The sequence below is a fragment of the Alteromonas lipotrueae genome (genome assembly GCF_019249255.1).
GTDB classification, from domain to species: Bacteria; Pseudomonadota; Gammaproteobacteria; order Enterobacterales; family Alteromonadaceae; genus Alteromonas; species Alteromonas lipotrueae.
On the sequence record NZ_JAESDJ010000008.1, the window covers coordinates 32,197 to 44,977 of the forward strand.

A 12,781-nucleotide genomic window follows, 5' to 3' on the forward strand; every position below is an offset into this window, starting at 1 on the left:
TTAGTGACTGTCGTTCGTGTTTCTAAAAGAAGGTTAACTAAAAAATGCTCTTCGCAATTCCACATCAGACAAAAATTTTCCACCTAACGCAGACGTCTTAGTGTACGAATTAGTATCGCGTATCCCTCTGGCTTTCACACAATAATGCGTAGCATTAATGCTTACTGCTACGTCATCGGTGGATGCTAAGGTCTGGATGGCAACAAGTACTTGCTGCGTTAATCGCTCTTGCACTTGAGGGCGCTGTGCAAAAAAACTTACTAAGCGGTTTAATTTCGATAACCCGATAATAGTATCTTTGGGGATATAAGAAACGGTAGCGAGACCATCAATAGTCACAAAGTGGTGTTCGCATGTGCTTGTTAAACTAATATCTGACACTTGAACAGGCTGATCAAGACGCATCTTATTTTCGATTTGGGTTATTTTGGGAAAATTACGATAATCCAAACCGCCAAAAACTTCGTTCACGTACATCTTAGCAATTCGGGTTGGCGTGTCGTGCAAACTGTCATCGGTAAGATCGAGCCCAAGCGTATTCATCACGTCACGCATTGCGATTTCAATCTTCTGACGTTTTTGCTCGTCGGACAAACCGTTCGCCACCATAGGCGTTTCAAGCCCTTTTTCTTCAAGCGCTGCTCTGACACGTTGTGCCGATTCAGAAATTGATGGCTCTAGTGCGTCACGCACAATTACCGCTTCTTTTGCTAACATTAACCCTATCCGTAAATACTTCTTTACCCTTAAACGTAATCAACACGATTAAGGCTAACTTGATACCAAGATGCAAATGACAATACCGCCTGAAAGCCAACGCAAGACTACTGAATAGCATGATTACGGCCAAGGCATATAACTACGCTTTGGCAAAGGTTTGGCGACATCTAATGGCCATATTTTAGCATTCTAGCGGCTATTGATCGAGCAAATGCTGAGATTAGCCTCATCTGAAAATGCTATTAAGGGCGTGTTTTATAGTTATTCAGATAAAACGCTCTTTAAGGGGAATAAGATCAAAAAACAAACGACTAGTAATAGCCACTAGGAATAGTGGCACAGTGTCACTCACTCAAATAGCGCTTCGTTTATGAAAACAAAGCGCCATGAAAAACAGACCAAAATTCAAGCAATATTAATTAGCACTTTCACTTGGGGTAGGTTGGCCATACTTCGGTGAGCGAGGACCGTACAATAAACCGTTGTGACTTTCTGCCGACAGCAAACGGTTAGACGTTAATGCTGCAATATCAAAACCTCTATCAGTTACTGTTTCGAAAATCTGACTAACGGCAGCTTGAACTAACATACCCACAAGGCCACCTGAGTTGGCGTTCTGGGTCTCAGCTGATGAAGCCGTTGCCATTCCTTCCCAAAGCACAGTATTGCCTTTTAAATCCATTAACGACGCAGATACTGTGACTCTCGTTTCGCTCGAGATAACTACGTAGCTTGTGCCATAATCTGTGATCGTGACGTAAAGCGCTGTATCAGCACCAAATATTTCATGTAATTTCGTTGTCGGAACAGCATGAATATCTTCTGCTACCGTAAGCCCATTGTTTTTAAACGTCTGGTCTACTAACGCTACTGGAAAGACATAAAAGCCAGACTCTGCAATGGGTCGAGCAAGTTGAGACATCACGCTGTAAGGTGCGATAACTTCAGGCGTATTGTTAATTGGAGGTAATACCACAACTGACGCAGGCGCAGCATTTTTAAATGCAGTGTAATCATATGCTGGTGGAGCACTAACACAGGCTGTTAATAAACTTATCGCCATAAATGAAGCAGCTAATTTAAATACATTCATTTTACTAGACTCCTTTGGCGTTAGATGCGTTTAATAAAAAGTCGATATATTGCGCAGACTCCGGAAACAACGCCTTTTCTTGTTCAAAATGCAGTGTCCCTCTATCCCCATTCCCGCTTTCGAAATACAACATTCCTAAGTGTGCATGAATACCAGGAGCAATGGCTTTATCTTGTGCGGCCGCTTGCTCTATTGCTTGTTGAAGCACAGTAATCTGCGCCTCCAGCGATACATCTTCAGATTTAAAGTAGCTATACACGGCACTATTGTATTCGCCATAGTAATAAAGCGGCTCAGTGGTTTTACAACCAACTATACCTAGAGCAAGTAAGGTTATTAGTATCATTTTTTTCATTATTTTTTACTCACGACCTTTTATTGTTTTAAATTGCCCAAGCACCAGACTCTAAGCCATCAACTAAATTGTTCACTACTTCGCGAATGGCTAAATCAAGCACTTTTCCATTAAGCGTTGCGTCGTAGCTAGCGGTACTCCCAAACCCAATAACTTCACGTTCAGACAAACTATATTCGCCAGCTCCTGCTACGGAGTAAACTACTTCAGATGTTGTTACATCTACTACATTTAGAGTGACTTTTGCATAAGCAATTTGAGATTTCCCTTTACCTAGAAGACCAAATAATTGCTTATCACCGATGGCTTTGCGTCCAAATTCGGTAACATCACCTGTTACTACAAATCGTGCGCCAGCTATCGATTGCGTAGTACCTGAGCGAGATGCTTCAGTGGCAAGCAAATCCATATTGTCGCGATCGAGAACACTAAAGCGATTTGTTTGCTGCAAATGCCCTATCAAGGTAGTTTTTGCTTGGTTGCCTAACCGGTCCTGACCATTTGAAAAGATGCCATTTTGAAAGTTAGAACGATTTACAAATTGCCCCACAACCAGCTTACTTTTGGTGCCCGTATACTGAGAGTTGAAGCTTTCCACTTTTGGGGTTTCAACCACTTTTGAAGAGGTACTAGCGCAACCAGAGACTACGGCAATAGCGACAACAGCTAAGGTAAGAACCTTAATACTCATTAATTTTTGAAATTGCATATCACATCCTTTTATTATCAAATTCACCTTGGTGAAATTTATATTTCCTGCAAGCTAAGCACATTAAATACGTTGTTGCCCCGTTATACCAGCCTCTGATATAGGTGCCAATTAAAATAAAATGTCGAATAATGCATGAATTGATGTTGCAAACCTGATCATCGAAATACAGGCTAGAAATACTAGGAAGCTCACCTCATAAACATCAGAAAGCTTAGCTTGATAGGAGCAGCAGAAGAATTGTCACAAAATGTGTCGAAAGAACAAGTCGCTGTTGTAATCGTGACAGCCAAAGAATTTCATCAAGTTTGCTATTGGTTGGCGTGAGTAGGATAGTTATAATCCACGCATTATTTATTTCTATCGAGAATAAACATGCAAGGTAGTCGTAAACTGGTTCCTGAATGGGAAACCGTTGATGCTGTAATGCTGGCGTGGCCGCATGCAGAAACCGACTGGGCGCCATGGCTAGAAGAAGCCCGTGAGACCTACTTGAACGTGATTGCGGCGGTCAACCGTTATCATGCGGGTGTGATATTGCTGTGCGCCCCTGACGATGTTGATAATGTGCAATCGCGTTTAGGCGATCACGCACGTGTGCTGATTGTGCCTGCGTCTTATAACGACACTTGGGTGCGTGACTACGGTTTTTTAACCTGTCGCGATACAGAAGGTTTTGGGGCGCCAGTAGAATTTCGCTTTAATGGTTGGGGTGAAAAGTTTGATGCCAGTGAAGACAATATGGCTAACCAACGCTACCTTGCTTCATTGTGTAAATTGCCCCTTCGAAGTAGCCCAGTAGTGGCTGAAGGTGGCGCGTTAGAAATTGACGACCTAGGCCACTTGCTTAGCACCTCTCAGTGTTTATTAAACCCTAAGCGCAACGGTGATATGACTATCAATGATTACGCTGAAACCTTTAACGACATGCTAGGCTGCAAAACGTTTACCGTGTTAGAACATGGTCACCTTGAAGGTGACGATACTGACGGGCATATAGATACCCTTGTGCGTTTCACGCCAAATAAAGGCCTAGTTATTCAAGCGGCTGATAATCGCAAAACCGACAGTCATTATGCAGGGTTAAGTGCGCTTTGTGATGAGTGCGCCAGTGCAATGCCTGAGCACGAACAATATCGATTACCACTACCCAATATTGTTAACGACGAGGGCGAGCGTTTACCTGCATCGTATGCCAACTTTTTGATCTGTAATCGTGCGGTGCTCTTACCTATTTACGGGCAACCTGAAGATGAAGCGGCGATTAGCCAAATGCAGCAGGCTTACCCCGACCATATTATCGAGCCTATAGATTGCTCGGTGTTGGTAAAGCAATTTGGCAGTTTACATTGTATTTCCATGCAGGTACCCACAAATACGTTGAAAGAATCTGTTATTTCCACCTTCTCAAAAGGAGTGTCTGTACATGCAACGAACTAAGCTAAAGATAGGCTTGGTACAACAGTCTGTTGCTGATAACGACAAAGCAACTAACTGGAACAAAAGTGCTGAGCAAGTTGCAAAACTCGCCGCCGAAGGCTGTGAGTGTATTTTGCTGCAAGAACTTCATAGCACCCTTTATTTTTGCCAGCAGGAAGATACCGACGCCTTTGATTTAGCCGAACCGATTCCAGGTGCTGCAACAGATTTCTTTGGTGAGCTGGCTGAAAAACACAATATTGTGTTAGTAACCTCTTTATTTGAAAAGCGCGGTTCTGGTCTTTATCACAATACCGCTGTGGTATTTGATAGAAGCAAAGAGATTGCCGGTAAATATCGCAAAATGCATATTCCTGACGACCCAGGCTTTTACGAGAAGTTTTACTTCACACCGGGCGACATGGGCTTTACGCCAATTGAAACCAGCGTGGGTAAATTGGGCGTATTAGTGTGTTGGGATCAATGGTATCCAGAAGCCGCACGCTTGATGGCAATGGCTGGCGCTGATTTATTGTTTTACCCAACGGCAATTGGCTGGGATAGCACAGATACCGAAGAAGAGCGTAGCCGCCAGCATGGCGCATGGGAAACCATTCAGCGCTCACATGCGGTAGCAAACTCGGTGCCGGTCATCGTAGCAAACCGCACAGGCTTTGAAGCATCACCTGTTGATGGCGACCCAGGCATTCAGTTTTGGGGGCAAAGCTTTATTACGGGCCCGCAAGGTGAAATTCTAGCGAAAGCAGAAGCCGAAGGTGAAACTACCCTTTCGGTAGAGCTAGATTTAACCCGCACTGAAAAAGTAAAACGTATTTGGCCTTATTTCCGTGACCGTCGCATTGATGCATACGAAGACTTAACCAAACGCTGGCGCGATTAGCACTAACGGCCTTATATTCTTTTACAAGGCTTTACCACGAATTAAAACGGGCACTTAGTTGCCCGTTTTTTTATGGCGCTCAGCATTATGAAAATTTGCCGATTAAGCTTTAAAAATCGTACCGTCATACAACATATAGCAAGCGCGGGATTTTTTGGATGCTAGCGATAACATGACCTCTTCATCCACATCTAAGCCCCCCGTAAATTGCCCGAACGCTGGCATGATAAATAAGTTTTCAGTAACCACGAAACACTTACCGGAAAATCTACGGCGGGAAATGGTTTTACGTATTTTAGGGTGGTAATGACCAATGACTTGCTGCTTGATTTGAACCTTGCCCTTCGTACTTAGATCGGTTCCGTGCATTTCTGGTTCATGGCGAAACACCACATTATTTTGCACTATTTCATGACATGGATTACCGGGAATTCCTTCGGGTAAATCAGGGTCATGATTACCTTCCACCCAATCCCAGCAAGGAACGCTATTTATAATCTCACATAAGAGGCTTCTGTCTTCAGCGGTCATCCGAGACATACTGTGTTTATCGTGGAAACTGTCACCTAAATTAATCACCCGAGCAGGATTATAATCGCGAATAATGTGCTGCAGGCGTTTAAGCGTAGCAACTGAATCGACACTTGGCAGCGGATTACCATAACTACGCAAGTAACTGCCTTTTTCAAGGTGTAAATCTGATACCACCAGCCAATCAAGCGACGGCAAATACGCCACACCTCTGGCATCTAGCAACCAAAGGAGCTCTGCAAATTTCACAATACTAATACTACGCAACGCCACCTGTGCCGACAGCCACTGCTCACTTATTGCCACTTACTAACCTCTTTCATAATATTTAACACCTCCCACCACCTCCAAACTCCCAAACGCACTCGCCTATAACGATGGCGTAGGGTTGGGTATCGAATCTTATGTAGCATAGATGCGGCATCAGAGACTACATAAATGGATTCACGGCGTATTACTTACTACACACACCTACTTAGGAACTAACCTATAGCGGTGGCGTGGGGTTGGGTATAGAACCTTATGCAGCATAGATGCGGCATCCGAGCCTACATGGATGTATTTACGGCGAGTTCCAGTTCCAACCCCACGCCACCGCTTTTAGCTTTTAGCTTTTAGGACAACAATGCCCGTACTTCATCTAGCATATTTTCTGCTTCTGCATATAAATCGGCTTGCTCGAGTATCGCCTGAGCACCCGCCCCTTTAATTTGTTCACTTCGCATGTTCAGCACAATAGGGATCGCCATGGGCGATACTTTTTCTAAGTTTACTAACGTGGTTCTATCAACAAAGCGAATAAGTAAATTTGCTAAGCGCTGTAAATCTAGCAACTCCCGTTCAGCATCAGCCCGCGCTACCGCTAAAAGGATATGATCGGGGTCGTGCTCACGCAGCGTGTCGTAAATTAAATCAGTAGAAAACGTTACCTGTTTCATGGTTTTCTGACTAGCATGATAACGCTGTTCGGTTAAGCCACTTACTACCGCCACCTGCCTGAAAGAACGCTTTAACATCGGCGCTTGTAGCATCCAATCTTCTAGCTCATCGCCTAATATATCTGGCTGAAACAGTTGCTGCAGTTGCTTATCGGTAATCTGTTTAACCGCACTTATCGACAAACCATAGTCGGTCACGCTGAAACTCAATGGCTTTATTCCCATTTTTTCCATTCTACGGGTAACCAGCATGCCCAAGGTTTGGTTCGCTTTTCGTCCTTCAAAGGTGTAGTACAACGTATGGTTCACGTTACGAAAAGGAAACTGCTCCACCAATACTTTTTCAGGCTCAGGAAGCTGTGAGAACAGTTGTTGTAAATTCAACCATTCTCGTACTTGCGCGGGCAATTTACGCCAACTCTTGGGATTCGCTAATATTGCTCTAACCCCATCAGCCAGGTACGTCGACAGTGGCATTTGACCACCAGAATAGCTAGGAATTTTAGGCTCTTTTGCCTTCGCAGGGCGAGCGTGCAGCTGCATATCGCGAATGGCTTCGTATTTAAGCACTTCGCCAGCAAAGTAAAAGGTGTCGCCTGGGGTAAGTTGCTGGGCAAAGTACTCTTCCACTTCACCAATAATTTTGCCTTGATTACCACGGCGAATACGCTTCACTTTTAGCCTACCCGCTTCAACAATAGTGCCTATGTTCTGCCGATGCCTTTGTATTACCCGCCTGTTGGCCGGTGAAAACGTACCGTCATCGTTTTGCATTAGGCGCTGATATCGCTCGTAGGCATTAAGCGCACTACCGCCATCCAATGCGAACTGCCATAACTTCTCAAAATCTTGTTTGTTGAGCCCTTGATAAGGCGACGCCATAAGTATTTGCTCGTAAAGGGTATCTGGCGTGTCAGCATTGCTGCATAGGCAGTTCACAATAAACTGGGGGATAATATCCAATGCCCCCGATTGCGGCGCATCGCCATCTAGCTCGCCTTTGTTAATTGCATCAATAGCGGCTTGGCATTCAAGGGCTTCAAAGCGATTAGCGGGCACCAGCAAAGCTTCGCTGGGTTCGTCTAATCTATGATTTGCTCGCCCTATTCGCTGTAGCAATCGGCTTACCCCTTTTGGGGCTCCAACTTGTATTACCTTGTCTACATCGCCCCAATCAATGCCTAGCTCTAGCGCCGAGGTGCACACTACTGCCCTTAACAATCCGCTAGACATCATGGCTTCTGTTTTACGCCGCTGCTCTTTACTTAAACTGCCATGGTATAAGGCTATGGGTAAGGCAGCGGTGTTATGTTCCCACAGCATTTGAAAAATCAGTTCGGATTGGGCCCGCGTATTCACGAACACCAAAGTGGTTTTTGCGTCTTCAATGGCCTTATATATATCGGTAATGGCATAGCGCGCCATAAAGCCACCGAAGGGCATACGGTTTTCAGATTGCAGCATGTCTACTTTTGGTTTTTCACCCGCTTTCACGCTGATGATATTAGCGGTACCTTCTGTGCCAGCAAGCCATGCACCTAGCGTTTCTGGGTAAGCGACCGTGGCCGACAACCCTACCCGCTTCATGTCGGGTGACAATACTGAAAGCCGTGCTAGCGCTAATGACAAAAAGTCTCCTCGCTTGTTTGCTACTAGGCTATGGGTTTCATCAATAATGACTCGCTTTAATTTTCCAAATAGTTTGTCAGCATCAGCATAGCTCAGCATTAACATGAGCGATTCAGGGGTAGTGAGCAGCAAATTTGGCGGTTTTTTTCGTTGGCGCTGTCTTTTATGCGAAGGTGTATCGCCTGTTCGGGTTTCTGCCGTTATCGGCAATTCCATTTCTTCAATAGGTTGCAATAAGTTGCGATGAATATCTTGGGTTAGTGCTTTAAGCGGTGAAATGTATAAGGTGTGAAGCCCTTGCTGTGGCGATTGAGCTAACTCGACTAAGCTAGGTAGAAAGCCCGATAAAGTTTTACCAGCTCCGGTTGGGGCAATCAATAATGTCGTATTGTAACTATCTTGCGCAAGCATCTGCTTTTGGTAATCTCGAAGCGCCCAGCCTTTATTGTTGAACCATTGGCTAAACGCCGGGGGCAAAATACCACTACCGGTTTCAATTGCTTTCTTAGGTGATGCTTTGGTCTTAGGCATATTTACAGACATGTCTTCTGATATAAAAACTGCGCACAACTTTATGCCATCGCCCGAACTTCTCCTGCGCCATAATTTTTTCGTTACTCTGCTGTTTCGATGGTAAGCAATAGTACGTATACGTTCATTCGGCAGAAGAGTTTAATTTTCCACTACGCTCAACCAATTACGTAAAACCACCGTAGTCATATGAAACGCTAACGAAGAGCATGCAGGTTTTATATGACGGCTGAAAATACAATACACCCTTCAAAGTGGATGAAGACAGACGACGCAGGTTTGTATTGTGTGCCGGGCAATTTTTATATCGATCCTATGCAGCCCGTTGAAACCGCACTTGTTACACATGGTCATGCTGATCATGCTAGAGCCGGTCACAAACGAGTATTCGCCCACCCGCAAACCATGGCTATTATGACCACTCGGTACGGTGATGATATGGCTGAAGAACAGATAGCCGTGCCCTATCGTGAAAGCGTAGAATTTGATGAAGTAGCCACTACTGAAAGTCACAGTGACCCAAGTAAAGAAGGCCAACGCAAGATAAAGGTCACCTTTTACCCTGCTGGCCATATTTTAGGGTCGTCACAATTGCTCATTGAGTATGCGGGTTATCGGCTGGTGATATCTGGCGATTACAAACGTAGGCACGATCCTACATGCCCACCGTTTGAGGTAGTACCTTGCGATGTACTCATTACCGAAGCTACTTTTGGTTTACCGGTATTTGCCCACCCGCCAATTGAACAAGAAATGCAAAAGCTGTTGCACTCCCTTGAGGTGTTTCCAACACGCTGCCATCTAGTTGGCACTTATGCGCTAGGAAAATGCCAGCGGGTTATTTTAGCGCTTCGTGAAGCCGGCTATGCCAAACCTATTTATCTTCACGGTGCGCTACTAAAGTTATGTGACTTATATGAACGAGAAGGTATCGCCCTTGGTCGTATTATTCCGGTTAGCGAGGTAGAGGATAAGGCGTTATTAGCGGGCGAAATCGTGTTGGCGCCCCCTTCAGCCTTGGCCGATAGGTGGTCGAGAAGCTTACCCCACGTTCGTGCTGTGTTGGCGTCTGGCTGGATGCAAATTCGCGCCAGAGCTAAGCAGCGCAACGCTGAGTTGCCACTTATTATTTCAGATCATTGTGATTGGCCAGAGTTATTGCAAACCCTTACCGAAGTCAACCCTAGTGAGGTATGGGTGACCCACGGTCGTGAAGATGCCTTAATATATCAGGCACAGAAAATGGGGTTTAAAGCACGAGCGCTATCGCTGGTAGGTTACGATGAAGCGGCGCAGGAGGAATAGTAATGCAGGCGTTTAGCGAATTATTAGAACAGCTTTACTACACCTCAGGCACTAAAGCCAAAGCACAGCTTATTCTGCAATACCTTGCTACTACGCCTGACCCCGATAGGGGCTGGGCAATCGCCGCTATGGCAGGTACGCTTAAGTTTGATTTCTTCAAACGAAATACAGTTAAAAAGCTGATCACCGAGCGGGTAGACCCAGAGCTATTTGCAATGAGCTACGATTATGTGGGCGAAGTTAGTGAAACCGTAGCCCACTTGTGGCCCGAACTAGCGCCTGAAAATGCACCTGATGAAGCACTGCCTAGCTTGTCTGAAGTGGTAGATACGTTTGCGAGTATAAGTAAACAAAAAGTCGCAGCAACGTTGGCGAATTACCTCACTATAATGACCCCACCTCAGCGCTGGGCACTCTTAAAACTTGGTACACGGGGGCTACGAATTGGTGTATCTGCTCGCTCTATCAAACAGATTTTGGCTGACTACGGCAACCAAGATATCATTGAAATAGAAAAGTTATGGCATGGCGTCGCACCGCCTTATACCGACCTTCTCGAATGGCTAGAAGGTAACGGGGCTAAACCTGATATCAGTAACGCGGTTACCTTCCACCCAGTCATGCTGTCTCATCCCATTGAACAAAGCGATATTGACAATTTCGACCCCGAAGCATGGCAAATAGAACATAAGTTTGACGGTATTCGGGTGCAACTCGTTTGCAACACCACAAAAGAAAAGCCTGAAAAGGCCCTGTTTTCCCGCACTGGTGATGACATCAGTCACGCATTTCCCGACCTTCTCGACAGTGTTAGTGGCAACATGGTGCTAGACGGCGAACTGTTGGTGATGCATAACCAAGAAGTAGATACCTTCAACGCCCTACAACAAAGGTTAAATAAGAAGAAGCCCACTGCCGCGTTAATGAAAACAAACCCCGCGGGGCTTATTGTTTACGATGCATTGGTGTTAGAGGGGAAGCATTTAACCGACTCCCCCCTTAGTGCGCGACGTCAAGCACTCGAAGATTGGTTTTATCACAATGGTACTCAAGACAAAGATACGCCCTCTCGCTTGCATCTGTCAGTGCGTTTATATGCCGATTCACCTAAAGGGCTTCGAACGCTACACAAAAAGGTGTGTGAAAACCGTGCTGTAGAAGGGTTGATGATAAAACGTTCAAGTAGCCACTATGTACCTGGCAGACCAAAAGGACAATGGTATAAGTGGAAGCGAGATCCTCTGGTGGTCGATGCCGTGGTGATGTATGCCCAGCGAGGGCACGGTAAGCGCTCTAGCTTTTATTCCGATTACACCTTTGGCGCATGGCAAGATGAGCAATTACTGCCTATCGGTAAAGCCTACTCAGGCTTTACCGATGAAGAGCTTAAGAAGCTAGATAACTGGGTAAGAAGAAACGCGATAGGCCGTTTTGGCCCTGTTCGAGAAGTAAAAAAAGAGCTGGTCCTAGAAGTTGCTTTCGATGCGGTTCACCCGTCCAAACGGCATAAATCAGGGGTGGCATTACGATTTCCTCGCATACACCGTATCCGTTGGGATAAGCCTGCCAACGAGGCTGACTCACTTATCAACGTGAAAGCGCTTATTGAATCATGAGCTGAATGAAACATTTTTTTTACAAACGCTAGTTTTGGCTTACACTTAATGTATATTAGCTTTTTCTATTTCATCTAACTTACTGTTAGAAAAGAAATTGTTATACATTTTAAATGTGCGCGAGCCTAAATTAATGCTTCGCCAAGGACAAAAAATAATGCTGTATTCGCGATCGTTCAAACATTGCCTTATTGGTTTCCTTTTCCTTTTTTCCACAGCGAGTAACGCTGGCCTAATTACTAATATCGCAACTGAGACTGTCAGCTATAGTATTTTATCTCAAAACCCTTGGGGTAATTTTACGTGGACGGCAAGTTACGATATTGGCTTTGTTGATCAGGATTTACTTATTGATGTTGACGTTTTTCTCACTGATGATGACCCCGGTAGCGCACTGCGGGACATATGGGAAGAAGGCATTGAATCCATTTGGAGTAATGCCTTTGATTTATCTGACGGTACTTATTTTTACGACACTGTATTTAATGTGGATTGGTTAAGCACGAATGCGGGCGCTGACCATACTGTTTATGTCACTGAAGGTGATGGAAATGTGAACTTGACTCATTGGTATACGGGTAGCCCATCAGGTTATTCGTATAATCGTCAAGGGGTAATAGCTGCTCATGAGTTCGGCCATATGATAGGTTTATTCGATGAATACAGCGGCGGCGCACTAAACCCAGAAGAGCTCATCAGAAACAACAGTATAATGGGTCGAAATCTATCTTTACCTCGCACAGATCACTTCGATGCCTTCTTAGAATGGGCGCAAATTAATTCGGGGGTCGCATCTCTAGCTTTAGTTGCAGACAGTGGCGTAGATAACTATTTCGTTCCCGAGCCAAGTTCATTAGTCATTTTGCTACTTTCGATTTGTATGGCTCTTTCCATCAAAACTAAATCTAGACGAAACGGTATAGAGGTGAGAAGCCCTACTCTCTTCGCTTAAATTGTATCGCTATGTATTTCCGGCAATAAAAAAGCAAGGCATACTCGCCTTGCTTTTTTAATAATATCTCTATATTCATATC

General features: G+C 44.9%; 11 protein-coding genes. 5 read left to right on the forward strand and 6 right to left on the reverse strand.

Annotated elements, in window-relative coordinates; translation table 11 throughout:
• Nucleotides 1-33: 33 nt before the first annotated feature.
• The 4 genes from folE to KYS23_RS12370 form a co-directional block, all read right to left on the reverse strand.
• Nucleotides 34-717 (reverse strand): GTP cyclohydrolase I FolE, encoded by a 684-nt coding sequence (gene folE / locus KYS23_RS12355; protein ID WP_057795639.1) that lies wholly within the window; start codon nucleotides 715-717, stop codon nucleotides 34-36.
• Nucleotides 718-1,135: 418 nt separating this feature from the next.
• Entirely contained in the window at nucleotides 1,136-1,813 is a 678-nt protein-coding gene (locus KYS23_RS12360; protein WP_218418883.1) for a DUF799 domain-containing protein, read from the reverse strand.
• 4 nt (nucleotides 1,814-1,817) lie between these two features.
• Nucleotides 1,818-2,168: a DUF4810 domain-containing protein gene (locus tag KYS23_RS12365; protein WP_159533687.1), complete on the reverse strand. Its 351-nt coding sequence runs from the start codon at nucleotides 2,166-2,168 to the stop codon at nucleotides 1,818-1,820.
• A 28-nt stretch (nucleotides 2,169-2,196) separates the two neighbouring features.
• Nucleotides 2,197-2,859, reverse strand: coding sequence for a CsgG/HfaB family protein (locus tag KYS23_RS12370; protein WP_218419004.1), 663 nt, complete (start codon nucleotides 2,857-2,859; stop codon nucleotides 2,197-2,199).
• A 393-nt stretch (nucleotides 2,860-3,252) separates the two neighbouring features.
• Here KYS23_RS12370 and KYS23_RS12375 point away from each other — a divergent pair, with 393 nt between their 5' ends.
• Together KYS23_RS12375 and KYS23_RS12380 are read left to right on the forward strand one after the other, a co-directional pair.
• Entirely contained in the window at nucleotides 3,253-4,317 is a 1,065-nt protein-coding gene (locus KYS23_RS12375) for an agmatine deiminase family protein (protein ID WP_159533689.1), read from the forward strand.
• Nucleotides 4,304-5,197 (forward strand): carbon-nitrogen hydrolase, encoded by an 894-nt coding sequence (locus tag KYS23_RS12380; protein WP_218418884.1) that lies wholly within the window; start codon nucleotides 4,304-4,306, stop codon nucleotides 5,195-5,197. The genes KYS23_RS12375 and KYS23_RS12380 overlap by 14 nt, the downstream gene beginning before the upstream one ends.
• A gap of 102 nt (nucleotides 5,198-5,299) precedes the next feature.
• On the opposite strand, the gene pdeM is transcribed toward KYS23_RS12380, so the two are convergent.
• Together pdeM and KYS23_RS12390 are read right to left on the reverse strand one after the other, a co-directional pair.
• Nucleotides 5,300-6,034, reverse strand: coding sequence for a ligase-associated DNA damage response endonuclease PdeM (gene pdeM / locus KYS23_RS12385; RefSeq protein WP_159533693.1), 735 nt, complete (start codon nucleotides 6,032-6,034; stop codon nucleotides 5,300-5,302).
• 308 nt (nucleotides 6,035-6,342) lie between these two features.
• Nucleotides 6,343-8,826 (reverse strand): ligase-associated DNA damage response DEXH box helicase, encoded by a 2,484-nt coding sequence (locus KYS23_RS12390; protein ID WP_218419006.1) that lies wholly within the window; start codon nucleotides 8,824-8,826, stop codon nucleotides 6,343-6,345.
• A gap of 222 nt (nucleotides 8,827-9,048) precedes the next feature.
• Here KYS23_RS12390 and KYS23_RS12395 point away from each other — a divergent pair, with 222 nt between their 5' ends.
• The 3 genes from KYS23_RS12395 to KYS23_RS12405 all read left to right on the forward strand — a co-directional run bounded on the left by KYS23_RS12395 (nucleotide 9,049) and on the right by KYS23_RS12405 (nucleotide 12,699).
• On the forward strand, nucleotides 9,049-10,131 hold the full coding sequence (locus KYS23_RS12395) for a ligase-associated DNA damage response exonuclease (protein WP_220099905.1): 1,083 nt from the start codon (nucleotides 9,049-9,051) through the stop codon (nucleotides 10,129-10,131).
• Between the two features lie 2 nt (nucleotides 10,132-10,133).
• Nucleotides 10,134-11,747 (forward strand): cisplatin damage response ATP-dependent DNA ligase, encoded by a 1,614-nt coding sequence (locus KYS23_RS12400; RefSeq protein ID WP_218418886.1) that lies wholly within the window; start codon nucleotides 10,134-10,136, stop codon nucleotides 11,745-11,747.
• Between the two features lie 157 nt (nucleotides 11,748-11,904).
• Entirely contained in the window at nucleotides 11,905-12,699 is a 795-nt protein-coding gene (locus tag KYS23_RS12405) for a PEP-CTERM sorting domain-containing protein (protein ID WP_218418895.1), read from the forward strand.
• Nucleotides 12,700-12,781 lie beyond the last annotated feature (82 nt).

Excerpts from the sequence above, each read along its gene's own strand:
- folE (WP_057795639.1), bottom strand. The coding sequence starts at position 717 with ATGTTAGCAAAAGAAGCGGTAATTGTGCGTGACGCACTAGAGCCATCA.
- KYS23_RS12360 (WP_218418883.1), bottom strand. The coding sequence starts at position 1,813 with ATGAATGTATTTAAATTAGCTGCTTCATTTATGGCGATAAGTTTATTA.
- KYS23_RS12365 (WP_159533687.1), bottom strand. The coding sequence starts at position 2,168 with ATGAAAAAAATGATACTAATAACCTTACTTGCTCTAGGTATAGTTGGT.
- KYS23_RS12370 (WP_218419004.1), bottom strand. The coding sequence starts at position 2,859 with ATGAGTATTAAGGTTCTTACCTTAGCTGTTGTCGCTATTGCCGTAGTC.
- KYS23_RS12375 (WP_159533689.1), top strand. The coding sequence starts at position 3,253 with ATGCAAGGTAGTCGTAAACTGGTTCCTGAATGGGAAACCGTTGATGCT.
- KYS23_RS12380 (WP_218418884.1), top strand. The coding sequence starts at position 4,304 with ATGCAACGAACTAAGCTAAAGATAGGCTTGGTACAACAGTCTGTTGCT.
- KYS23_RS12390 (WP_218419006.1), bottom strand. The coding sequence starts at position 8,826 with ATGCCTAAGACCAAAGCATCACCTAAGAAAGCAATTGAAACCGGTAGT.
- KYS23_RS12395 (WP_220099905.1), top strand. The coding sequence starts at position 9,049 with ATGACGGCTGAAAATACAATACACCCTTCAAAGTGGATGAAGACAGAC.
- KYS23_RS12400 (WP_218418886.1), top strand. The coding sequence starts at position 10,134 with ATGCAGGCGTTTAGCGAATTATTAGAACAGCTTTACTACACCTCAGGC.
- KYS23_RS12405 (WP_218418895.1), top strand. The coding sequence starts at position 11,905 with ATGCTGTATTCGCGATCGTTCAAACATTGCCTTATTGGTTTCCTTTTC.